The organism is Vibrio chagasii (assembly GCF_002954585.1).
Lineage (GTDB): Bacteria > Pseudomonadota > Gammaproteobacteria > Enterobacterales > Vibrionaceae > Vibrio > Vibrio chagasii_A.
On sequence record NZ_MSCI01000002.1, the window covers coordinates 1,785,263 to 1,807,804 of the forward strand.

The following is a 22,542-nucleotide window of genomic DNA, read 5'->3' on the forward strand; positions in this document are numbered from 1 at the left end:
TATGGAACTGAACCATCGCCAGAAAGAAATACTCGCAACACTTAAAGCAAACCAAGATATTCAGATCGACCACTTAGCCGAGTTGTTTTCTGTTACCACTCAAACCATTCGTCGTGACGTAAACCACCTGTGTGAGCAGGGGCTAGCGCGTAGAGTGCACGGAGGCGTCAGCTTACCTACTACGCTCACGAACACGAGTTATCGATTCCGCGCTGGCGTTGAGTCAGAAACAAAAGACAGCATTGCTATAGCAGTTGCCGATGCGATACCTGAAGGCTCAACGGTCATGATGGGCATAGGTACGACCGTTACTCGAATCGCACAGTACTTATTAGCAAAGCCAGCGCTGCGAGTGATCACCAATAACCTTCAAGTGGCTCGCATCCTTGAGGCAAATGAGCAAATTGAAGTGTATTTGGCTGGCGGCTTGTTCCGACGAGAACACCAAGACATGGTGGGAAGTAGCGTGGTCCACTTCTTTTCTGAATTTGAAGCTGACATTGGCATTTGTGGTTGTGGCTCAGTAACAGACAGCCATTTCGCTATGGAACATGAACAAGTTGAAGCTGACCTGTCCAAGTCAATCATAAAGAACAGCCGCGAAAGCTGGCTAGTCGCAGATGCCAGCAAATGGGGCCGCTTTGCTGCTCTGAAGGTAGCGTCACTGAATGATTTTGACCGCATCTACACGAACAACACTCAACTACCGCCTGAACTGAACATACATTTGGTCGAAAACGAAGCACATCAATAAAGATGAAAAACATAGATTGAAAAAAGCCTAGCTTCAACGCTAGGCTTTTTTGATCTAGCAAGATAAACCAGAGGAATACTACATCCCAACAAAGAAACTGATCACCAGCGCATTAATCAAATCGACAAAGAAACCACACACTAAAGGCACTACGATAAATGCTTGTGGGCTCGCACCGTAGCGATGAGTCACGGCAGTCATGTTTACAATCGCTGTTGCGGTCGAACCTAAAGTGATGCCTCCGAAGCCAGAACATATCACCACTGAATCGTAGTTTCTTCCCATCAAGTAATAAACGACAAAAACAGTAAATAGCAGCGAAAGTAGAATTTGGATGCTCATGACCACAGAAATATAGCCAAACAGCCCGTCAAGATCCCAAATGCGGAGTCCCATTAATGCCATGGTTAAAAACATGCCCAGGCAGATATCGGAGATCATTGCCAACCCTTTGCGACCTTGGGCAATTTTTTCTTGTGTGCGACGCTTCTTGAACAAAGCCCGACCAACGTTTCCGATTAAGATACCTGCGATTAAACAGCTTACGAATAACGGCAGTTTTAGGCCCATTGATTCAATAACTTCACTCAAGCTATAACCTAGCATAAGTGTCAGGTTTAAAATTAACCATGCCCATAAAACACCGTAGTGGCTGAGCTCAGTTTTGTTTTCACTCTCTTGAAATGCACCGACCGTTACCTCTTCTTCATTTGAAGGGCTCACTTTATGTTTATTGAGAAGGTAGTTGGCAATCGGACCACCAATCACACACGCTGCGATTAAACCAACCGTGTTGGAGGCCACACCAAGCTCTAGCGCGTTAGAAATACCAAACTCTTCCACGAACATTGGCGCCCAGGCTAGGGTCGTTCCGACACCGCCAATCAAGCTAATTGAGCCCGACAACAAACCCGCTTTCGCATCCATACCAAAACCCGATGCGACAGCCATACCCACCACGTTTTGAAGAACGATAAAAGTCGACGCCAGACAGAGTAAGATAAACAGCGGCCGCCCACCTTTTACTAGCGTCTTAATATCAGCTTGAAGACCAATACCAGCAAAAAAGTAGAGAAGCAGAAAGTCTCTAACATCGAGGCTAAAGGTGATTTGGATTTCAAAGAGATAGTAAAGAGCAGCGACGATAGCAGCGCAAACAAAGCCACCAATAACTGGCTCTGGTAGTGAATACTTCCTTAATACTTCAGAGCGCTCGATTAAGCCTTTACCAATGAACAGTAATGAGATCGCAATGGTAAAGGAGAGCATTGGAGAAACGAGGGTTTCTGTCATGATGCGATAGATTCCTAAGAGTTAAGATTATTCATAATGTTGCTTACTCTAAATCTTGTAGATTCATGACAATAAATCAAGCGTTTATTGGTGACATCAATCGCTAATCTGGATCAAAATGCTTCAACAAAAACCGTGGGAGGGACGAACACAAAAAGGGTTTGAGAAAGTAATATCTCGAAAGAAAGAAAGAAGGGGGTAAAAATTTAGCTGCCTAAAAACGAGAAAACCCCAGCATTTCTGCTGGGGTTTAGAATAGTGGTGGAAGGATGGGGATTTGAACCCCAGATACGCTATAAACGTATACTCGCTTTCCAGGCGAGCGCCTTAAGCCACTCAGCCATCCTTCCACAAATTGTGTTGAGCTCGTCACTCAACGAGGCGCTACTTTATTGATTCTGCTTGCTTTGGTCAAGGGGCATTATCAAAAAAAGTGCCTTTTTAAGTTTGTTCGATTACAAATTAACTCATTAGATCAAAAACAAACCAAATTTGATGCTGTCGCTATTCTTAAGCTTGCTGACAGTAACCTGGAACTCTAAACCACTTACGGCACATATCTAAGAAGTAACCGTACAATACGCCCATACCGCAAGAGATCACCGCATTACTGGTTACCGCAGTCACGATCTGGTCACTTGAAGCACCAACAGCTAACAAAATACCAGCATACACTGGAGACTGGAATAACACGTAAGCCATTAAGTCAGAGAGGTTTTTCATCAACGAGCTTTGTGAAAGTTTTGCACCATTACGCAAGAACCAATCACGGAACACGCCATAAGGCCATGCAATCGCAATGTTTACCGGAATCGACAGCGTTCGAGAAGCAAGAGATTGCTCGAACGTCATACCAGAGATGAACACTTCTACGATCATGCCGGAGATAAAACAAAAAACTACCATTGCAAATGTATCCGCCGCTGCGTTACGAATACAAAATGGACCACGAGACTTCATTTAGCGTTAAACCTAAAATATATCACTACCTATTTAGTGATTTAGCAACATATAAACAAGGCACTTCCGCACCCCACCAGATAATATCGCTATTAAAACACAAGATTAGCAGTCATACATTTCAAATTAAAAATCAAGTTGTAAATTAACAACCAAAAACCATTTAAAAACCAGTCACTTCCACTAAAAAATTACAACAAGGTTATAATTTAGCCATTTCGTCATTAACTTTCCGTAATTAAACAACAACTATGCCGTAGGCAAGTTGACGGTAATTATGTTGATCACATCTTGAGTCGGCGGAGCGCCTAAAGAAACCTGTTCTAATGCTTTATCAACTTGGCGAGAAAGCTCAGCATTGTCCATAGGTTCGACATGCTTACGCAGGCTTTCTAACGCCGATTGAATCAGATCTAGGTTGTTGTCTTCTAACGCGACATAGAGTGTCACGAGTAGCTCTTCGGTATTGTCCTTGTTGCGTAGATCAGGTTTCGGTAGTGAGCGGCTTGGGCTCTTCTTCTTATGAAGGTTCGCATCGTGACTATTTAAGCTCACAGGCTCCCCCAAAGACCCATTCTCATTCTGGTTTTTGGTTTCATGATATTGATAGAGCTTGTTAGAGTAACGGAACAAGGCATCATCAAGTTCACGCTCATCAATCGGCTTAGCGATAATATAATCGACTCCGGCCCCAAGCATGCGCTCACGAGTCTCTTTGAAGACATCAGCCGTACAACCAAAAATCAAGACAGAAGACACTTCACCAATTAACGCTCGAATGGCTGTTGTTGACTCTACGCCGTCCATGACTGGCATATGGTTATCCATCAACACGAGATCAAATCGCTCAGCAACAAGCGCCTGTATCGCCAGTTCACCGTTTTCAACGCTCTTGCAAGTAAAGCCCTTGCTATTCATAAAGGTCTCAATGATTACCGTATTAGTTCGATTGTCCTCAACGATCAACACCTTCAAGCCAGAGTAATCTAACTTCTTATGTGGCAGGCTCTCTATCTCACCAGGCTGACAAGGTTGAATTTTCAACCGTACATCAAAGCTCGTGCCTATCCCCTCTTCACTGGTGACGGTAATGTTGCCATCCATTAGCTGAGTGATTTTCTTTACAATCGCTAACCCAAGGCCTGTACCACCAAAACGCCTTGTCGTCGAAGACTCCGCTTGTTCAAACGGTTTGAAAATACGCTTTTGTGCCTCTTTCGATATACCGATGCCGGTATCACGAACTCGAATGCTGAGGTAAGTATCGCTGCCTTCGACTATCTCTTTAAGGTAAACCTCAACAAAACCGCGCGAGGTGAACTTCACTGCGTTATTTAAGAGGTTAAATAGAATTTGACGCAAGCGTGCTTTGTCGGAGAAGTACCAGCGACCGGAAGGCACTTCCGAGTACACCTTAAATTGGAGGCCTTTCTCAGAAGACAATGTGTAATAAACACTATTGATACTGCCGATGATCGAATCCAAAGGGAAGCGCGTCTCATCAAGGTCTAACCTACCCTGCTCAATCTTAGAGAAGTCCAAGATCTCGTTCAGCAAGGTCATCATGTGATCGCCTGATTCATACAGACTCTTTAGGTGCTTCTCTTGCTCAGCATTAAGCGGGGTTTTTAACAGAATTTGCGCAGTACCCAAGACACCGTTCATTGGGGTACGAATTTCGTGTGACAGGGTCGCAAGGAACGCGGTTTTCGCATTGGTTGATGCTTGCGCTTTCACTTTTTCTGCTTCGAGATATACCGTCTTCTCATTGAAGGTTTTGATCAGGTGACCGATCTCATCATGACTTGAGTAATCAACGTCAATCACCTCACCGGCTTTTGAACTGTTGACCTGAGTGGCGATGTTGGTGATTGGAGTGATTAAATAACGGTTAAGTAAGTAGTAACCCGCCATCACACACAGTAGCAACAAGGGCACAATACCACCCTCGATACTCATCACCTGACGAAACACTTCGTCTGCTACCCGCGATTTAGAGTTAACAACATCAACTTGCCAGCCAAACTCACCGAATTGATTGCTACTGATGTAGATCCCTTCGACAAGGTTAAAGTTATGAGAAACCAGCACTTGGTTGAGCTTGTCTCTCAAGGTAATACCAAGGTTATACTCTTCTGCGTGATTCTTAATAAAACCCAGTAACTCTTCCAAAGAGAGATCCACCGTCGCGATACCAGCAAAGGTGCCTTCGTAGTAATAAGGCGAAGACGCAGTGATCATTCGAACGTGCGTGTAAGGATCGATGTAGACATCACTCCATGAGATGGTTCCCTGAGGTTCATCGACCACCGAGGTATACCAATACTCTTCGTGATAAGGGGCATTTTTAGGGTTGTTGTAAGAAAACAGCTGATCGATGGTTCCGTCGTCAGCTTTGTTGAAGAAGTAACTGTTTAAGAGCTTGTCGGGGTCTAACGCATAAGGTTCTGGCCAAATGCCAGCACTGACGATGGTGTCGTCACTCGCGGCTAACATCGACTTAAACAGAGGGATAACATCTTCGCCTTTACGGTGCGCCTGAGCAAAACCAACTAGACTATCAACAAAACCTTGAGAGCTGCTAAGTGGCTCTGTAATCAACGAAGACAGTAATTGCGTACGTAGATCGAGGTTCTGTTGCAGTTTGGCGCGCACAGGGGATTCTACGACGTAATACGTGACGCTACCGACAATAGCGATAAACATTGCAAGGTATAACCCAAGCGCTACCATGCTTTTTTTCTTTAAAGACGACCGTATCTGCATAATTCTTTTATTGTTTTCTTTTCTGTAAACCTAGTGTTTATCCTCAACGACATCAAGCCTTTTTAGATTGAAGCTTGATTGGCACAAGTTCATTGGTACTATAAGCGCAAATATGTTCCCTTTTACGGTACCTCACTTTGACTTTACAAGATATTCTTGCGCTTCCAGAGTTGGAAGGAAAGCTAATCACAGAACACAAAACCATGGGCTTTGTCACTGCAATGGCTGCAGCGCCTAATGTGTTAACCCCGCATGAGTGGCTACCGTTCCTTTGGGGTGGCGAAGAAGTCGCTCCTTTCACTGATGGTGAGCAACTAGAAAGCTACATTGAAGTGATCATTGCGCTTTGGAACAAAACTCGTCCCGAACTAATCGAAGGCACTTGGGTTTGGCCTGAAGCTTGTCAATTAGACGAAGAGGAAGTGGTAAACACTGCTGCTCGTGATTTCTGTGAAGGCTTACTTCAGGGCTGGCAGATTGCTCGTGATGATTGGGAAACGCTAATGCCTGAAGATAGCGAAGACAACGCTCTAGTTGGCGGCGTTCTACTTTCTCTTAGCATGCTTTACGATCCAGAAACTTCAATCGCAACACTTGCAGAACAAGGGATCGAAGGCCTAGAGCAATTTGAAGAGATCTTCAATGCAGTTCCTGTAATGCTTTGTGGTCTAACTCAGCGCGGTATAGCACTGGCTGAAGCTCAATAAAAGTATTCAACAGAAGCTACGAAACAAACTGCAAAAGGCCTCATGATGAGGCCTTTTTTAATGCAAAAATGCTCAGTAAAGCGAAGTACTCTAATGCATAGAAGAGCGTTCACATAAAAAGAGTCGCGACTTAAAAACCTTTCCAATCAAAGTCGTCGATACGCTCATCAGCAATATAGAACAACTTAGTACCGCTACTGACGACTTGATCCAATTCTGGGTTGAGTTCAATGCCGTTCCCGGAGTCTATCGCAATCAACGTCGCTTGATACTTCTCTTTAAACACAGAGAAAATCGGCGCCACAGTCACAGGTTCAGCATCTTGAGGATAGTAAGTCGAATACTGCGTCATACCTCTTGTCGAGCTAAGCAGCTCTTGGTGCAGCGCACTGGATCCTGGATCGACTGCAGCTTTTGCGAGCATCTCTGCGCCTACCGCAGGAATACATTCAGAGTTCGGGCAATGTTTATGTAGCAGGTCACTCAATGCTTCATCTTTAAAGTAAACCAACAGATGCGCTTCTGGGTTTCGGTTGGCACAATAAAGTGCAGCAGATAAAGTAATATCATCTTCTGGGTTATCAATCAGAATACAGCTGGCTGATTCAATCCCCGTCTTTTCCATCTCTTTACCATCAGTGTAGCTATTCACCTTCACGAAACTGATCTCACCAGGGAGTGGGTTTTCAATGTCTGAACGCGTACATAACACGATTGGACGCCTACCCGTCTCTTCATGCTGGAGCATACGGATAAGGTGAATGGTTCTTTGCTCATTCCACCCCAACATTAAAATATGATTTTCCACTCGTACTCTCCTTTTTCCTAATAAGCCAGCTCGCCAATATTCAACACCTTCTGTGGCAACCTTACCGAGTAACGCAGCAAACAGACTCAGTCCACCCGGAATCACAAATAGAATGACAATCCATCGACCCGCTTCTGTCGTTGGTGATAAGTCGCCATACCCTACTGTCGAAGCGGTCACCACCAAGTAATACGCGAATGTCGTAAACGAACTGGTCAAGTCCGTCTCACCCACCAAATACAAACTCGACCATGAAGTAAACACATAGCCTAGAAAAGTAAGTAGTAGGTTTTTGCCGTTCAAAACAAAGATGTTTGCTTTGATCCAACGTTTGAGTTGTAACCAGATTATCATTCGAGCCTCAAATCCTGCGTCCTTACTTACATGCTAGAAAAAATACGCGATATCAACAAGATGAATCATCAGAAAAAGATACATGCTCACAAGATTGATATTAGCAGGCTATCTTTAGGTACAAAAAAACCAGCACTATAGGCTGGTTTTTAATTTAGGCAGATAAGTAAGCCGCTTACGCGTTACCTTTTACCTGCATGTTTAACTGCTCTGCGAAATCTAACATACGGTTCAATGGGATAAGCGATTTAACACGTAGCTCGTCAGAAACGAAGATTTCGTGTTGCTCACCGCCATTCTCAAGTGCGTTTTCAATCGCTTCAAGACCGTTCATTGCCATCCAAGGACAGTGTGCACAGCTACGACAAGTTGCACCAGCACCCGCCGTTGGCGCTTCAATCAGCTCTTTTTCAGGAACCAGTTGTTGCATCTTGAAGAAGATACCTTTGTCTGTCGCAACAATCATCTGTGGATGCGGCAGCTCTTTCGCTTTCTTGATTAATTGGCTAGTAGAACCAACAGCATCAGCCAGCTCAACAACACTTGCTGGAGATTCTGGGTGTACAAGAATTGCAGCTTCAGGGTATACCGACTTCATCTTTCTCAATGCATCAGCAGAGAACTCATCGTGAACGATACACTCACCTTGCCAAAGCAACATGTCAGCGCCGGTTTGATTCGCGATGTAAGAACCTAAGTGACGGTCAGGGCCCCAAATGATTGGCTTACCTTCAGCGTCTAGGCTTTCAACTATTTCCAAAGCAATGCTCGACGTAACCACCCAGTCTGCACGAGCTTTAACAGCCGCAGAAGTGTTTGCGTATACAACCACCGTGTGGTCAGGGTGAGCATCACAAAATTCTGTGAATTTATCAGCAGGACAGCCAAGGTCTAATGAACATTCAGCTTCAAGCGTTGGCATTAGAATGCGTTTTTCAGGAGTAAGGATCTTTGCAGACTCACCCATAAAACGAACACCAGCGATGATCAAAGTGCTTGCTGAGTGACGGTTACCAAATTTAGCCATTTCTAATGAATCGCCAACGAAGCCACTAGTTTCTTCTGCCAGAGCCTGAATTTCAGGATCTGTGTAGTAGTGTGCAATTAGAACTGCATCTTTTTCTTGAAGTAGTTTTTTGATGTTTGCGATATGGGCCTGTTTCTGAGCGTCGCTCAGTGGAACTGGCTTAGGCGGAAACGGGTAAACTGTATCGATTTTATCTAGTATATGACTCATTGCTCTTGCTCTACGCAACTTCTTCCGAGAATCCGAGTATTCTACACAGGACAGGCATGAGGATCAAAAAGGATTGGTTGTAGGCAAGCACGATTGGGTATTGGAGCGGGTATAAAAAAGAGGCGCCTTAGCACCTCTATTTGATTTTATAAGTGGGTTTGTGCCACTTTGGCCGAAGCACTGTTTGGGTACTCGGTAACGACTTGTTGGTAATATTTCTTAGCTTGCGCCGCATTGTTATTGCGCGCTGCTATGTCACCAAGCTTAACCAGTGCGTCCGCTCGCTTGTTTGAGTCTTTGTACGACACAACAGCGGCAAAGCTCTTCACAGCCTCTTTATCCTGCTTCTTAGCAAAATAAAGCTGACCTAACCAGTAATGAGAGTTAGGTGTGAAGGTGGAATCTGGGAAGTCTTTTTGAAACTGTTGGAATGCAGCAATCGCACCCGTGTAGTCTCGTTGCTTGAGAATCATGTCTACAGCATTTTGATAAGCAGTCTGCTCATCAACATCAGCACTGAACGTACCAGAAGCTTCTTTAGAGCCTTCGCTCGCGGCTACTGCTACCGTTGCGGTACCTGCTGCTTTCACCTCACCTCTTACGCGATCAAGCTCGATAAAGAGTTCACGTTGGCGCTCTAGCATTTGTTTCATATCGTAACTATTGCGTTCTAGCTCACCACGAAGCTCACTGATTTCCAGTGCCATATCGTCCATTTGCTGTTGCATTTGAAGCTGAACAAGATTGCGATTTTGAAGCAGGCGCTCTAAACGCTCAATATCTGATTCGTTAGATGCTGATCGAGAGGAAGAAGAAGTTGAATTGGTTGCGGTGCTATTGAGATCGGATACTGGAGCTGGTGCAGCGAACGCGGTGTTCGCTGCACTTGCCAGTAACGAAAGCAAAATGACTCGCTTTGTGTTACTGAACATGAGGCAATTCCTCAATTAAATAGCTTACTAGGATTAGTAAACTAGTACTGCGCGACGGTTTTTAGCGTACACATCTTCAGATTGACCTAGAAGAAGTGGCTTCTCTTCACCGTAGCTTACGATAGAGATTTGGTCAGCTTGAACACCTAGAGCTTGTAGGTATTTTGCTACAGCTTGTGCACGACGCTCGCCAAGTGCGATGTTGTACTCTGGAGTACCGCGCTCGTCAGCGTGACCTTCGATAGTTACTTTCATGTCTACGTTTTTAACTAGGTAAGCTGCGTGAGCTGCTAGCATTTCTTCGTAGTCGCCAGCGATAGTAGAGTTATCGAATGCGAAGTAGATTGTTTGAGTTTCACGTAGTGCTTGCTCTTTAAGCTCTTGCTCAGACAGTTGACCGTTAGCGTCAATTGGCGTTACAACAGTTGTATCTACGTTGCCTTCTGAACCAGAAGTAGTTTGGTTGCTTTCAGTACCAGATGTTGCAGATGTTGCTTCATCAGTTGAGCTACATGCCGTTACTGCCATCACTGGTAGTGCAATCATTAAGCCTTTAAGAACTTTATTAAGTTGCATCGTTTTTTCCTTACGTTATCAAACTTAGTTTCTACAGCGACTAAGTGCTATAGATAGTTAAATGCCACAATAGTTAACACTATCAATAGCTAAAAGAATATGTGACTCGTCCTAGAGGAACGGAGACCATGAAGGCGCTCTTACACGTCCGTTGGTAGCCGGTAATCTAGCTTTAAAACGGCCATCGATAGAAACCATCGATAGTACGTTCGTCTTGTTGTAAATAGAGCTATAGATAACCATACCTCCATTTGGTGCAATACTTGGAGACTCGTCTAACAATGTTTTTGTTAGTACTTGAACCGCACCAGTTTCCAAATCCTGCTTAGCCAAGTTAAAGCCTGAGTTGCTGCGATTAACCATGATCAGGAATCGTCCATCAGGGGTAATCTGGCCACCTAAGTTTTGGCTACCTTGCCAAGTAATACGAGATGTCGAATTATTTGACAAATTTACATTATATATCTGAGGTTTACCACCACGATCAGACGTAAAGATTAGAGACTTACCGTCTGGATGCCAGAATGGTTCCGTATTATTCGAACGGCCGCGGGTAATTTGAGTCAGCTTACGGCTTGCTAGGTCAAGCGTGTACACCTGAAGGCTGCCTGTTTTCGACAATACTAGCGCGAGCTTTTTACCATCAGGAGAGAATCTTGGCGCACCATTGTGACGAGGGTATGACGTCACTTTCTCACGTTCACCCGTGTAAATATTCATGATGAAGATTTCAGCTTGGCCATTCTGGAAGCTCACGTAAGCAAGCTTTTTGCCGTCTGGAGACCATGCTGGAGACATTAGAGGCTGTTTAGAGCGAAGTACAAGGCGCTCATTGAAACCATCGTAGTCTGCTACGCGAAGCTGATACGGGTATTTGTCTTTGTCGTTCACAACAACGTAAGAAATACGTGTTAGAAACGCGCCTTTCTCACCTGTTAGCTCTTCATATACCAAATCAGAGATACGGTGTGCGTACTCTCTTAGGCGCTTACCAGGTACGGTCGCTTTCTTATTGAACAACACGTGATCTTTTGAAAGTACCAATTGACCTTCATCGCTTAGCGCGCGGCTTTGGCCTTTCGTTAACTGGCCACGAACAATATCGATCAGTTGGTAATTCACCACGTACTGCCCTTCGGCATTTTTTGTGATGCTACCCGTTAGTAGTGAATCAACACCTAGGTTAGTCCAAGCATCAAAGTTTACCTCTGTTTCGCTATAAGGCGTTTGAGGCATTTTGCTTGTCGCAACTGGGCTGAATTTACCACTACGCTGTAAGTCAGAAGCGATAACTGCTGACACATCGTGTGGTAGTGGCTCAGCACCTTCCCAGCGGAAAGGTACGATAGCGATAGGTCGTGCAGAGTTAATACCGTCTGTTATGACAATCTCTAATTTGGCAAAAGCTGAACTAGAAAAAAGACAAGCCATAACAAACAAGCTTTTGAAAAAGTTACCTTTAAGCATAAGTTATCCATTTCTCATTATGGGCTAAACCGAAAATCAAAATCTCGGAATATGTTTTGTAGTGATGAATCCTGTGGAAAATCAAACTCTCTCGCTTTAACTGTGGCAGCCTTAGCTGCTGAACACAGCTGACGATTGCCACTAACAACAGAGACCCTCTTCACTACTGCTTTATTTCCACCGATTGGTGTCAATTGAATGTTAAGAACACATTCTTCACCACGGAATGAATCTTCCATAAGCAGATTACGCTGTACCGTTTGTTGATAAATCGATATATATCTAGCCTTCTCATCTTCTAAGTGCTGATTCAATGCAGCATTGTTACTAATTTGTTCACTCTCTAACCCTGCAAAGATATCGTTCAGTGCAGCTTCTTGCTGTTTACGCTCTTTCTCAGCTCTGGCTGCCGCCTCTTTTGCTTTACGTGCTTTCTCAGCTGCAGCGGCGGCTTCTTTCTCTTTCGCTATACGCTGCTTCTCAGCACGTTCAGCGGCTTCTTTTTCTTTACGAGCTTTTTCAGCGGCCTCTTGTGCAGCTTTTTCTTTTGCCACTCGTTCTTGTTCCGCTTTTGCAATCGCTGCTTCTTTCGCTTTACGCTCTTTCTCAGCTTTCACTAGAGCCGCCTCTTTTAACTTGCGGTCTGCTTCTGCTTTAGCAGCTTTCTTCTTCTCTTGCTCTAAACGTGCTTGTTCAGCTTTGCGTTTTTTCTCGTTTTCGACACGTCGCTTTTCTGCTTCTCGAGCGGCTTTCGCATCCTTCGCTTGTTGCTCTTTTAGCTTACGGATGTTTTCTTCTTCAGCCTTACGATTCTTTTCTAGCCTTTCACTTTCGCGTCGAAGCTTGTCTAAGCGCTCTTGCTCTTTCTTACTCGCCGCTTCACGTTGTTGACGAATTTGTTGAGCTTGTTGACGAACCAATTGAGGGTCAATAACGACAGCCTGCACCATCTGCCCAGTAGGCTTAGGTTCAGACATAGTAAAATCCGCTCCCCATATGAGTGCAACGAATAAGACTACGTGCAGCCCAAGTGAAATTAGAAGCGGCTTTTTGAAACTGTTGGATTTTTTATTATTCGCTTTCATGAATGCTACGGAGCTATTCCCTTATATCCGTTAAAAGGCCAACCTTTGGCACACCTGCACGGCTTAATTCATCAAGTAATAAAACCACTTCAGCATAAGGAGTCGCAGCATCGCCACCCACCGCTACTGGAGAATTCGGTTTCAAAGACAGTTCAGCTTTTACTCGGACGATGATGTCTTCCAATGATAGACCTCGCTGTACCTCTTCGTCGTTAACGCTTAGGCCAAGCTCGCCGTCTTTATTCACTTCAACGATAATGAAACTCGCGTTGTCATCACCTAATAAATCTTGCGCTGACTTCGCAGTAGACGCCTGTGGTAGTTCAACATCCACACCTTGAGTTACAAACGGTGACGTCACCATGAAAATGATCAGCAATACGAGCATAACGTCGATATAAGGTACGACGTTAATCTCAGCTGTCATTTTGCGTTTTTTAGGTTGGTATCCAGCCATCTATTATTCCCTGCCAGCCATCGCTTGACGGTGAAGAATGCTGTGGAACTCTTCAGAGAAAGTCGCGTAGTTATGTTCTAGCTTACCAACACTGCTGCTAAAGCGGTTGTATGCCATTACGGCTGGAATCGCAGCGAATAGACCCATAGCAGTTGCGATCAGAGCTTCTGCAATACCTGGTGCTACCATCGCCAATGTCGCTTGCTTAACTTCACCTAACGCGATGAATGAGTGCATGATACCCCAAACGGTACCGAACAGGCCGATGTATGGGCTGATAGAACCAACAGTCGCCAAGAAAGGTAAGTTAGTTTCTAGTTCATCCACTTCACGAGCCACGGCTACGCGCATAGCACGGCCAGTGCCTTCCATAATGAAGTCGGGAGATGTCGCATTCGATTTACGAAGGCGTGCAAATTCAGTAAAGCCTGCGTAGAAAATTTCTTCTGTACCAGAAAGCTCGTCTTTACGTTTATTGCTCTCTTGGTACAACTTAGCCAAATCAACACCAGACCAGAATTTATCTTCGAAGACTTCTGCTTGTTTAGAAGCTTGAGATAGCACTTTACTTCTTTTTATGATCATTGCCCAAGAAACGACAGACATGCCCATGAGAGTCAGCATGACCATTTTAACTAGTAAACTAGCTTCTAGAATTAGGCCTAAGATTGAGATTTCAGCAGTCACTATTCGTTAGCTCCGTAAGAATAAATGTTGGCATTGCCTTGGGTTTCATTTTTTGATTGTCGATACATGCTACCTTAACCATTGCTTTACACAATGCTTTGCCATCAGGATTTACGATCTCTTGACAGAAGACCAAGGTAGCTCGCTTTAACTCGTAAACATTTGTAATGACTTGTAAAGAATCATCAAGACGTGCGCCTTGAATGAAATCAATGTCCATATGTCGGACTACAAAACCGATGTTTTGTTCTAATAATACTTGTTGAGAAACGCCAATTGAGCGTAGCATCTCAGTTCGAGCACGCTCGAAGAACTTGAGATAGTTCGAATGGTACACCACGCCACCTGCGTCGGTGTCTTCGTAATATACGGTTACTGGCCACGTAAACGGCTTAGATAATCCCTGCAAATTGATACCACAAACCAAAAATCGATAAAGACATCACTATAACCTAACTCCTTATCATTAATAGTATATGGCAGTGAATTTTTTGATTTAACAGACGAAAAAAAAGGCCATCTGTATAAGATGGCCTCTTTTTGACTAAAAACCCAACAAGTACAAAGGCTCACGTTGGATGAGAACCTAAAACCACACCTATTTTATAGAAGGCGTAGCACTGTCAGGTACAGCAGAATGGTAAGTGAAACGTATGGGCTAAACAGCAGTTGCCACATCCAAGCTCTAGGCTTAAACCCAACACCGTAAACCATGCTTGAGCACACAGCCCAGATAAACATTGGCCCGATGATCGCATTAAAGCCACCGATGCTTGCAGCATACGCTTCAGGATCCCACATCACTAAACCAACATGCATGAAACCCAATATTAGGGACAAAGCTCTTAGGAGAGTCTTGTCCATTGGTCGATGCAGCTTAGCGACTTGTTCTGCGAGATTACTCACTGTCTTTGTCCATCATTTCAGAATGCTCAAGCCATAGAGCATTGATGATGCCGAATGCACATGCTAGAAGTACACCCAAAATCCATGCGAAATACCACATAAAATTTCTCCTAAGTTATTTCACTTCTAGCTTAGTAAGCTGAAACGTCGTTATCTTCGATGTGTTTCTTATCTAGACGACCGAACATTTTGTGGTATGTCCAAGTTGTGTAGCCAAGAATCACAGGAACCATTACCGCCGCAACTGCAGTCATTAGACCAAGTGTTAGCTCACTCGCTGTTGAATCCCACATAGTCAAACTATGGTCAGGGTTCAGGCTTGATGGCATTACGAATGGGAACATTGCAAAACCAGCCGTTAAGATTACACCAGCGTTAGATAGGCTCGAGAATAAGAAAGCGAAGCCACCGCGCTCAAGGCGAGATGCAATCACAGCGAATAGTGGCATAACCACACCAAGAATCGGTGCCGCCCACATTGCTGGGTACGTCTCGAAGTTTGTCATCCACGCGCCAACTTGAAGTGATACTTCTTTGTTTAGCGGGTTAGAGTCTGCGAGCGTGTCAATCGTGCTTGTAATTACATAGCCTTCGATAGATTGAACCCAGAAGCCACCAATAACAAATAGCACAATTGAGATTAGGCCTGTGATCTGAGCAACGTTACGAGCACGAGCGTGCAACGCTTCTGTTGTCTTCATTTGTAGCCATGTTGCGCCTTGCGTCACGAACAACATCAGCGCCAATACACCACATAGCAATGCAAACGGATTTAGCAGAGCGAAGAATGTACCGTGGTACTTAGACATCATTAGATCGTTAAGGTCAAATGGAACACCTTGTAGTAGGTTACCAAATGCTACACCAAAGATGATTGGCGGAATTGTGCCACTAAAGCAAAGTGCGTAGTCCCACGTTTTACGCCATTTTGGATCTTCAATCTTAGAACGGTAATCAAGTGCAAGTGGTCGTAACCAAAGCGCTGCTAACGTCGCGTACATCGCGAAGTAGAAGCCAGAAAACGACGTTGCGTAAACCAGCGGCCAAGCTGCGAACAGTGCGCCACCAGCCGTGATCAACCAAACTTGGTTGCCATCCCAGTGAGGGGCAATCGTATTCAGCATGATACGACGTTCAGTGTCACTCTTACCGATAACCGGTGAAAGTGCTGCAACACCCATATCGAAGCCATCTGTTACTGCGAAACCTACCAGTAGAACACCGATTAGGATCCACCAAATAAGTCGTAAGCTTTCGTAATCAAACATTAATATTCCCTCACTTATACTTCAACTGAACGGCTAACTTTGTCTTCAACAGAGTTATCGTTTTGTTCGAAGTGGTAACGGCCTGTCTTCAAGCTACTTGGACCTTTACGTGCGAATTTCAGCATTAGGTAAACTTCGGCAATCAGGAACACTGTGTACAGTGCCAGGATAGCGAACAGAGAAGTCCAAAGCTGTTCAATAGTTAGTGCTGATGCAGCAACGTTAACCGGTAGGATTTCACCAACCGCCCATGGTTGACGACCAAATTCAGCAACAAACCAACCTGCTTCAATCGCAATCCATGGTAGTGGGATGCTGAATAAAGCAGCTTTGAGAATCCAAGGTTTCTGTTCGATTTTCTGGCGGCATGTTTGGATAAATGAGGCACCGAAAACGAACAACATAATAAACCCGCAACCAACCATAATACGGAACGCACTAAACAATGGCCACACTGTTGGGATTGAATCGTCCGCTGCCATTTGGATTTGGTCTTCCGTTGCGTCAACAACATTGTCTGTGTAACGTTTTAGAAGTAGTCCATAACCTAAGTCACCTTTGACTTCGTCAAACGCACTCATATTTGCTTCAGACTTATCACCTGCGCGAAGCTTTTCAAGTAGCTCGTATGCATAAATACCCGTGCGTATACGGTCAACATGCTGTTCACGTAGGTCGTGTAGACCTGTTACTTGCTCATCAAACGAACGTGTTGCAATAATACCCATTACGTAAGGGATCTTGATTGCGTAATCCGTGTTCATGGTTTCTTGGTTTGGTACACCAAATAAAGTGAATGCAGCTGGTGCTGGCTCTGTGTGCCATTCAGCTTCAACCGCAGCGAGTTTCACTTTTTGAACTTCACCTAACTCGTAACCAGATTCATCACCTAAAATAATCGTTGATAAAATAGCAGCCATACCGAAAGATGCTGCAATAGCGAATGAACGACGGGCAAACGCTATATCTCGGCCTTTTAGTAGGTAATATGAACTAATCCCCAGTATAAACATGGCACCACACGTGTAGCCAGAAGCTACTGTGTGTACAAACTTAACTTGTGCAACTGGGTTAAACACGACTTCTGCAAAACTTACCATTTCCATACGCATGGTTTCGAAGTTGAATTCTGCGCCTACTGGGTTTTGCATCCAGCCATTCGCTATAAGAATCCAAAGTGCAGAGAAGTTAGAGCCAAGTGCCACTAGCCAGGTTACCGCTAAGTGCTGACGCTTTGACAGTCTGTCCCAACCGAAGAAGAAAAGGCCAACAAAAGTAGACTCTAGGAAGAATGCAACAAGCGCTTCGATAGCTAGCGGAGCACCAAAGATGTCGCCAACATAGTGAGAATAGTAAGACCAGTTAGTACCAAACTGGAACTCCATGGTTAAGCCTGTCGCTACACCAAGAGCAAAGTTAATACCAAACAATTTACCCCAGAACTTAGTCATGTCCTTGTAAATTTGCTTGCCAGTCATTACATAAACAGACTCCATGATGGCAAGTAGAAATGCCATACCTAAAGTCAGTGGAACAAATAGGAAGTGATACATCGCTGTAAATGCAAATTGCAATCGCGACAGATCAACAACATCAATCATGGTAACTCCTTTGTGTCGGCTGAATGACACTTGTGTGATTATTCACCTCAAAAATCCATGTTAAAACAATTTGTAAAATTGTTATTACAACTTGAAATTTGTAGCAAAAACGTACCGTTATAGTTAGATTATTGTTAAGCATGAGCTAATATAGCTGGCGCTAATATTACTGGTAAAATCAGTATGTTTCAAAAGGTTTATGGGAAAACCCTGCGTTGATTTGTATCAAATTTATTCGTGCAAATTAGGGTTATTTTTGAACAATTATGATTAAAATCACACCAATTTGGCTTGTGTTAATAACACTGCATGATAGCTGTGACAAAACATCAGCACACTATCAACATTAGAGTCACAACTACCCATAAAGTACTAACAAGAAATATGACAACTTATTTCAATTTTTGTTAGCTAAATCAAAGCTGAAATCATAGTTTTCATTTTTGAAGTGCTCTATTTGAGCTTTATAGCGACTCGCGCAAAGAGTTGTTATTCAGTAAAACGCAAAAAATCCCAGCGCTTATGCAACTGGGATCTTTAAAAATGAATAATCTAGCGATTGGACGGTCTATCTATTCCAAAGTGTAAATAGGCTCTGTCGGTCGCAATTCGACCTCTTGGTGTTCTTTGTAGATAACCTTGCTGAATCAGATACGGCTCTAATACATCTTCAATGGTGTCTTTTTCTTCACCAATGGCTGCTGCCATGTTATCGATACCAACCGGACCACCACCAAATTTCTCCATGATTGCCAGTAAAAGTTTTCTGTCCATATAATCGAAACCTTTAGCATCGACATCAAGCATGTTCAGTGCGCTATCTGCGACCTCTGGGCAAATATGACCATTCCCCTTCACTTCCGCATAGTCACGAACACGGCGCAATAAGCGGTTTGCAATACGTGGTGTACCACGAGCACGACGAGCAACTTCTAATGCACCTTCCGCTTCCATCGATAAACCAAGACAATCGGCACTGCGCTGCACGATGTTTTGCAAGTCTTCGACTTTATAATACTCAAGACGTTGAGTGATACCAAAACGGTCACGAAGGGGAGAAGTCAGTGAGCCAGCACGAGTAGTTGCGCCAATCAAAGTGAAAGGCGGCAGGTCAATTTTAATTGAACGTGCAGCAGGGCCTTCACCGATCATGATGTCCAACTGATAATCTTCCATAGCTGGATACAACACCTCTTCAACCACAGGGCTTAATCGGTGGATCTCGTCAATGAATAGCACATCATTTTCTTCAAGGTTAGTTAGCAGCGCCGCTAAGTCACCGGCCTTCTCCAATACAGGGCCAGAAGTGGTACGAATGTTTACATCCATCTCATTGGCAACGATATTCGCTAACGTCGTTTTACCAAGACCGGGAGGACCGAATATCAACAGATGATCAAGCGCTTCATTACGCAGCTGTGCCGCTTTGATGAATATCTCCATCTGGTCACGAACGTGGTCCTGACCTTGATAGTCGGCGAGTGCCTTTGGTCGTATTGCACGGTCGATAACATCTTCATCTTTAAAGACCGGGTTGTCAGGAGCAATGAGGCGATCTGCTTCAATCATAGAGAGTTCCAATTTGAGAGGGTTAGCTCTGTTTTCTTTCAATTCTTGTTAAAAGTATCACCGACGTTAGAAAAAACGAAGGTAAACACTCGTTTTACCTAACGTCGAGGCATAAGAGCCGACACGCTAGATACAAGTATCTTTTATCAGCCACACCTAAACCTTTTCGATTGAACTGGGGCTGTATTATCAAGTTCGATTAGACCATCGATTTCAAGGCTTCGCGAATCAGCTGTTCACTTGTCATGCCGTCTTTCGCTATTTGAGAAACCACCTTAGAAGCTTGAGTTGGTTTGTAGCCTAGTGCAAGTAGCGCACTTACCGCTTCTTCTTCAGCATCATGAACCGTTGTCATAGAGTCAATCGGTGCAGCGTCAGTCGCAGGAGTAAACAGGTCGCCTGCACCCCACCCTTTCAAGCGGTCTTTCATTTCGACAACAAGACGTTCCGCCGTTTTCTTACCAACACCAGGAAGTTTCACTAGCGTAGAAATGTCTTCGCGTTCAACACTCTGAACAAACTGGCTCGCCGTCATACCAGAAAGGATACCAAGGCCAAGTTTAGGGCCAACACCGTTCGCTTTGATCACTTCGCGGAACAGCGCACGCTCTTTAACCGTATTGAAGCCATAAAGGAGCTGAGCATCTTCACGTACTACAAAATGCGTGTAGATAATTGCTTCTTCGCCTACGTTCGGTAGTTCATAAAAACAGCTCATTGGCATTTGTACTTCGTAACCAACACCACTGACTTCAATCAATAATTCTGGTGGCTGTTTTTCTATTAATGTACCGCGTAGACGTCCGATCACAATGCACTCTCTTGATGGAATTTAATTTGAGGGACAGAATATAAAAGAACTGGATGCTTATCCAGTTCTTTGTAGGTTTTCGAGGGATTTATTTAAGCCTGTTTAGCTTGGGAGACCACGCGATTTAGGCTTTCAACCAATTCCTTGACTGAAGTGACATGTCCAGTCAGTTCAGAGCCATAGTTGGCAACCAAACTCGACACAGATTTGGTTTCGGCAACTCTCTGCGCCACTTCAGAGCTGGCAAGATCGAGCTCTTTTAGAGAGTCCATCTGCATCGCCATAATGTCGGTCAATTGGTTCACATCAGTAGAGATAGTCTGAACCTCTGAAATAATGCCGTTCATTTCATTGGCCGTAGTTTCGATGATCGCTCTGCCATGCTCCACTTCCACTTTACTACGATCCAACAAGCTTCGGATCTCGATGGCTGAATGACTACTTTTTGCTGACAGCTCCCTTACCTGGTCGGCTACCACAGCAAAACCTCTCCCCTGCTCGCCTGCGCGAGCCGCTTCTATTGCGGCGTTCAACGCGAGTAAGTTGGTCTGCTCTGCTACCGAAGTGATTAAGTCAGCGACCTTCATGATCTCTTGGTTACTTTGTATGATTTGACTGATGGCTCCGGTCGACGCCTCAAGAGATTCGGAACTCTTTTGCGCTTTCGTGCCAACGGCTTCACTGCGCTCTTTGAGCTCACCGACGAACGAATTCGACTCTGCGATACCTTGCGTCATCTGGTGCAGTTGCTGACTCATCTCCTCAGCTGCACTCGCCTGAGATTCACAATTGATGTTCAATACTTCGACTTGTGCATGTAAATCTTGTGACTGTTGTTCTAGATGTACAGAGACACCCTGTAAGCTTTCTGAATTCGAGTTGGCTTGGTCGAGCACTACTGACAAGCGTCCTTCACTTTGTGTCGCTTTGTTGGCGACCTGCTGACTCTCTGAAATCGCTTCTTCTGCCATCTCGATAGCGACTTCTTTTTGCTTGGCTGTAAATGCTTGGGCAATGCAGATCACCACCAGCGGCATAATGACACCCGACCATGTTTCGACAACCACAGCTTCCGGAGTAAGCACTAACCGTGGAAATGTGAACCCGTTTAGATGAGCGGACGTCATCACCAAGGAGACACCTATCACCAGCCCACTCCACACCAAAGCAACAATGCGTGTTCCTGATAAAAAGAAAGCAACTACCAACAAAGGCACCCAATAGGCCTGCGTCGAGTCCACCACACCACCACTTTGATAAATGATATTCAGTGCGTGTACCGCCATACCCACAAAACCAAAGTTAAGTGCCAAACTTGGTTTCCCGGTAACGCGGAGTAACGTGGCTGAGAGCAGTTCAAAGACGATAAGGAACACAGAAGTAGCAACAAGCAGCTGCTCTCCATGTTTTGTCCATTTGATTAAGCTGTAGATACCGACAAAAAAAGCGATGAAAGTGAAAAGTAATAAGATGTCGGCTTGTCTGGTTTGATTGTTGTTCCATTCGCGAGTTTTGGGCAGAAATAGCACGCGCCACAACTTGATAGGGTTCATCAGTGATCATCCTTGATTAACTTATAAGACCTCCGACCAATGTTAATATCATGTTAAATAGGACGCAATATTATGATCTAGGTTCTGTTCGAAAGATCTCATTTCGTCAGGGATTTAGCGGCATATTGCTTTGATATGAGCCTAACCAAACGCGAGGCTCATCAGTGTAACGAGGGGGAGTTATATATGAATGAAGCTAACTGGAGGAAAGAGTTAACGATAGCGCCCTTTTCTTGCGCCTGTCGCTTTACCTGCCAGTGCAATCAAGGTTTTGTTTGTGTTGGCGTGAGTGATCGCTACGCCTAACGCATCAGCAGCATCGGCTTGTGGTCTCGCTGGTAACTTAAGCATACTCATTACCATGTTCTGAACCATAGACTTATCAGCACCACCATTACCAGTCACCGCCTGCTTAATCAGACGAGCGGCGTATTCATGAACCGGCAAATCTGCATTTACAGCGGCCACAATTGCGCTACCACGAGCCTGACCTAACTTAAGTGCCGAGTCCGCATTCTTTGCCATGAATACTTGTTCAATGGCAAATACATCCGGCTGAAACTGAGTAATGATTTCACTTACCCCCGCATAGATCTGCTTGAGTCGGCCAGGAAGCTCTTTTTCCGAGGTTCGGATACACCCACTGCCTAAGTAATGCAAATGGCGACCATTTTGACGAATCACACCGTAGCCGGTAATACGAGAGCCGGGGTCAATCCCCAAGATAATAGACATAACTTCTGGTACTGAT

At 44.5% G+C, this 22,542-nt stretch carries 22 protein-coding genes and 1 tRNA gene; 2 read left to right on the forward strand and 21 right to left on the reverse strand.

The annotated features are described in order from the left end of the window. Position 1: 1 nt before the first annotated feature. Positions 2-754, forward strand: a complete 753-nt coding sequence (locus tag BTO10_RS16370) for a DeoR/GlpR family DNA-binding transcription regulator (protein ID WP_004741607.1) — start codon at positions 2-4, stop codon at positions 752-754. A gap of 78 nt (positions 755-832) precedes the next feature. Here the strand turns inward: BTO10_RS16370 and gltS are convergent, their stop codons facing one another. The 4 genes from gltS to BTO10_RS16390 form a co-directional block, all read right to left on the reverse strand. Continuing rightward, the gene (gene gltS / locus BTO10_RS16375) at positions 833-2,047 is read right to left on the reverse strand and encodes a sodium/glutamate symporter (protein WP_004741075.1); all 1,215 of its coding nucleotides are present in this window, start codon (positions 2,045-2,047) and stop codon (positions 833-835) included. A gap of 259 nt (positions 2,048-2,306) precedes the next feature. Further along, a tRNA-Ser gene (locus BTO10_RS16380) sits at positions 2,307-2,397 on the reverse strand. Between the two features lie 160 nt (positions 2,398-2,557). Beyond that, complete coding sequence (locus BTO10_RS16385; RefSeq protein ID WP_004741076.1) at positions 2,558-3,007, reverse strand: L-alanine exporter AlaE; 450 nt, start codon at positions 3,005-3,007, stop codon at positions 2,558-2,560. Positions 3,008-3,256: 249 nt separating this feature from the next. Then, the gene (locus BTO10_RS16390) at positions 3,257-5,773 is read right to left on the reverse strand and encodes an ATP-binding protein (protein ID WP_445656370.1); all 2,517 of its coding nucleotides are present in this window, start codon (positions 5,771-5,773) and stop codon (positions 3,257-3,259) included. Between the two features lie 137 nt (positions 5,774-5,910). On the opposite strand from BTO10_RS16390, the gene BTO10_RS16395 reads away from it, so the two are divergent. Next, entirely contained in the window at positions 5,911-6,480 is a 570-nt protein-coding gene (locus tag BTO10_RS16395) for a UPF0149 family protein (RefSeq protein ID WP_008219918.1), read from the forward strand. Positions 6,481-6,610: 130 nt separating this feature from the next. Here BTO10_RS16395 and BTO10_RS16400 read toward each other — a convergent pair whose 3' ends face one another. From BTO10_RS16400 to ruvC, 17 genes are all read right to left on the reverse strand, one after another. Next, positions 6,611-7,642, reverse strand: a complete 1,032-nt coding sequence (locus tag BTO10_RS16400; protein ID WP_105025252.1) for a potassium channel protein — start codon at positions 7,640-7,642, stop codon at positions 6,611-6,613. Between the two features lie 175 nt (positions 7,643-7,817). Then, complete coding sequence (nadA, locus tag BTO10_RS16405; RefSeq protein WP_105025253.1) at positions 7,818-8,879, reverse strand: quinolinate synthase NadA; 1,062 nt, start codon at positions 8,877-8,879, stop codon at positions 7,818-7,820. Positions 8,880-9,025: 146 nt separating this feature from the next. Then, positions 9,026-9,811, reverse strand: coding sequence for a tol-pal system protein YbgF (gene ybgF, locus BTO10_RS16410; RefSeq protein ID WP_105025254.1), 786 nt, complete (start codon positions 9,809-9,811; stop codon positions 9,026-9,028). A 33-nt stretch (positions 9,812-9,844) separates the two neighbouring features. Then, positions 9,845-10,387 (reverse strand): peptidoglycan-associated lipoprotein Pal, encoded by a 543-nt coding sequence (gene pal / locus BTO10_RS16415; protein ID WP_004741083.1) that lies wholly within the window; start codon positions 10,385-10,387, stop codon positions 9,845-9,847. A 111-nt stretch (positions 10,388-10,498) separates the two neighbouring features. Next, a complete protein-coding gene (gene tolB / locus BTO10_RS16420; RefSeq protein ID WP_105025255.1) occupies positions 10,499-11,854 on the reverse strand; it encodes a Tol-Pal system beta propeller repeat protein TolB in 1,356 nt (451 codons plus the stop codon). A gap of 17 nt (positions 11,855-11,871) precedes the next feature. Beyond that, positions 11,872-12,939, reverse strand: a complete 1,068-nt coding sequence (gene tolA, locus BTO10_RS16425; protein ID WP_105025256.1) for a cell envelope integrity protein TolA — start codon at positions 12,937-12,939, stop codon at positions 11,872-11,874. Between the two features lie 13 nt (positions 12,940-12,952). Then, complete coding sequence (gene tolR, locus BTO10_RS16430; protein WP_004741086.1) at positions 12,953-13,396, reverse strand: protein TolR; 444 nt, start codon at positions 13,394-13,396, stop codon at positions 12,953-12,955. A gap of 3 nt (positions 13,397-13,399) precedes the next feature. Continuing rightward, complete coding sequence (gene tolQ / locus BTO10_RS16435; protein ID WP_008219926.1) at positions 13,400-14,083, reverse strand: protein TolQ; 684 nt, start codon at positions 14,081-14,083, stop codon at positions 13,400-13,402. After that, positions 14,073-14,510: a tol-pal system-associated acyl-CoA thioesterase gene (gene ybgC, locus BTO10_RS16440; RefSeq protein ID WP_105025257.1), complete on the reverse strand. Its 438-nt coding sequence runs from the start codon at positions 14,508-14,510 to the stop codon at positions 14,073-14,075. The genes tolQ and ybgC overlap by 11 nt, the downstream gene beginning before the upstream one ends. A 176-nt stretch (positions 14,511-14,686) precedes the next feature. After that, positions 14,687-14,989: a cyd operon protein YbgE gene (ybgE, locus tag BTO10_RS16445; RefSeq protein WP_032498481.1), complete on the reverse strand. Its 303-nt coding sequence runs from the start codon at positions 14,987-14,989 to the stop codon at positions 14,687-14,689. Further along, entirely contained in the window at positions 14,982-15,089 is a 108-nt protein-coding gene (gene cydX / locus BTO10_RS16450; RefSeq protein WP_000270284.1) for a cytochrome bd-I oxidase subunit CydX, read from the reverse strand. The genes ybgE and cydX overlap by 8 nt, the downstream gene beginning before the upstream one ends. Before the next feature lie 31 nt (positions 15,090-15,120). Then, positions 15,121-16,257: a cytochrome d ubiquinol oxidase subunit II gene (cydB, locus tag BTO10_RS16455; RefSeq protein WP_105025258.1), complete on the reverse strand. Its 1,137-nt coding sequence runs from the start codon at positions 16,255-16,257 to the stop codon at positions 15,121-15,123. Between the two features lie 14 nt (positions 16,258-16,271). Then, positions 16,272-17,858, reverse strand: a complete 1,587-nt coding sequence (cydA, locus tag BTO10_RS16460; RefSeq protein WP_105025259.1) for a cytochrome ubiquinol oxidase subunit I — start codon at positions 17,856-17,858, stop codon at positions 16,272-16,274. A gap of 552 nt (positions 17,859-18,410) precedes the next feature. Then, positions 18,411-19,427 (reverse strand): Holliday junction branch migration DNA helicase RuvB, encoded by a 1,017-nt coding sequence (ruvB, locus tag BTO10_RS16465; protein WP_004741092.1) that lies wholly within the window; start codon positions 19,425-19,427, stop codon positions 18,411-18,413. A gap of 199 nt (positions 19,428-19,626) precedes the next feature. After that, positions 19,627-20,238, reverse strand: coding sequence for a Holliday junction branch migration protein RuvA (gene ruvA, locus BTO10_RS16470; protein ID WP_105025260.1), 612 nt, complete (start codon positions 20,236-20,238; stop codon positions 19,627-19,629). 92 nt (positions 20,239-20,330) lie between these two features. Next, positions 20,331-21,791 (reverse strand): methyl-accepting chemotaxis protein, encoded by a 1,461-nt coding sequence (locus BTO10_RS16475; RefSeq protein WP_105025261.1) that lies wholly within the window; start codon positions 21,789-21,791, stop codon positions 20,331-20,333. Between the two features lie 213 nt (positions 21,792-22,004). Further along, entirely contained in the window at positions 22,005-22,526 is a 522-nt protein-coding gene (ruvC, locus tag BTO10_RS16480) for a crossover junction endodeoxyribonuclease RuvC (protein ID WP_004741095.1), read from the reverse strand. Positions 22,527-22,542: the final 16 nt, after the last annotated feature.

Bases quoted from the DNA above. Each gene is read 5' to 3' on its own strand.
- BTO10_RS16390 (WP_445656370.1), bottom strand. From the start codon at position 5,773: ATGCAGATACGGTCGTCTTTAAAGAAAAAAAGCATGGTAGCGCTTGGG.
- BTO10_RS16475 (WP_105025261.1), bottom strand. From the start codon at position 21,791: ATGAACCCTATCAAGTTGTGGCGCGTGCTATTTCTGCCCAAAACTCGC.
- tolA (WP_105025256.1), bottom strand. From the start codon at position 12,939: ATGAAAGCGAATAATAAAAAATCCAACAGTTTCAAAAAGCCGCTTCTA.
- gltS (WP_004741075.1), bottom strand. From the start codon at position 2,047: ATGACAGAAACCCTCGTTTCTCCAATGCTCTCCTTTACCATTGCGATC.
- cydX (WP_000270284.1), bottom strand. From the start codon at position 15,089: ATGTGGTATTTCGCATGGATTTTGGGTGTACTTCTAGCATGTGCATTC.
- cydA (WP_105025259.1), bottom strand. From the start codon at position 17,858: ATGATTGATGTTGTTGATCTGTCGCGATTGCAATTTGCATTTACAGCG.
- BTO10_RS16370 (WP_004741607.1), top strand. From the start codon at position 2: ATGGAACTGAACCATCGCCAGAAAGAAATACTCGCAACACTTAAAGCA.
- ruvB (WP_004741092.1), bottom strand. From the start codon at position 19,427: ATGATTGAAGCAGATCGCCTCATTGCTCCTGACAACCCGGTCTTTAAA.
- BTO10_RS16400 (WP_105025252.1), bottom strand. From the start codon at position 7,642: ATGATAATCTGGTTACAACTCAAACGTTGGATCAAAGCAAACATCTTT.
- tolB (WP_105025255.1), bottom strand. From the start codon at position 11,854: ATGCTTAAAGGTAACTTTTTCAAAAGCTTGTTTGTTATGGCTTGTCTT.
- BTO10_RS16385 (WP_004741076.1), bottom strand. From the start codon at position 3,007: ATGAAGTCTCGTGGTCCATTTTGTATTCGTAACGCAGCGGCGGATACA.
- tolR (WP_004741086.1), bottom strand. From the start codon at position 13,396: ATGGCTGGATACCAACCTAAAAAACGCAAAATGACAGCTGAGATTAAC.
- ybgF (WP_105025254.1), bottom strand. From the start codon at position 9,811: ATGTTCAGTAACACAAAGCGAGTCATTTTGCTTTCGTTACTGGCAAGT.
- ruvC (WP_004741095.1), bottom strand. From the start codon at position 22,526: ATGTCTATTATCTTGGGGATTGACCCCGGCTCTCGTATTACCGGCTAC.
- cydB (WP_105025258.1), bottom strand. From the start codon at position 16,257: ATGTTTGATTACGAAAGCTTACGACTTATTTGGTGGATCCTAATCGGT.
- pal (WP_004741083.1), bottom strand. From the start codon at position 10,387: ATGCAACTTAATAAAGTTCTTAAAGGCTTAATGATTGCACTACCAGTG.
- nadA (WP_105025253.1), bottom strand. From the start codon at position 8,879: ATGAGTCATATACTAGATAAAATCGATACAGTTTACCCGTTTCCGCCT.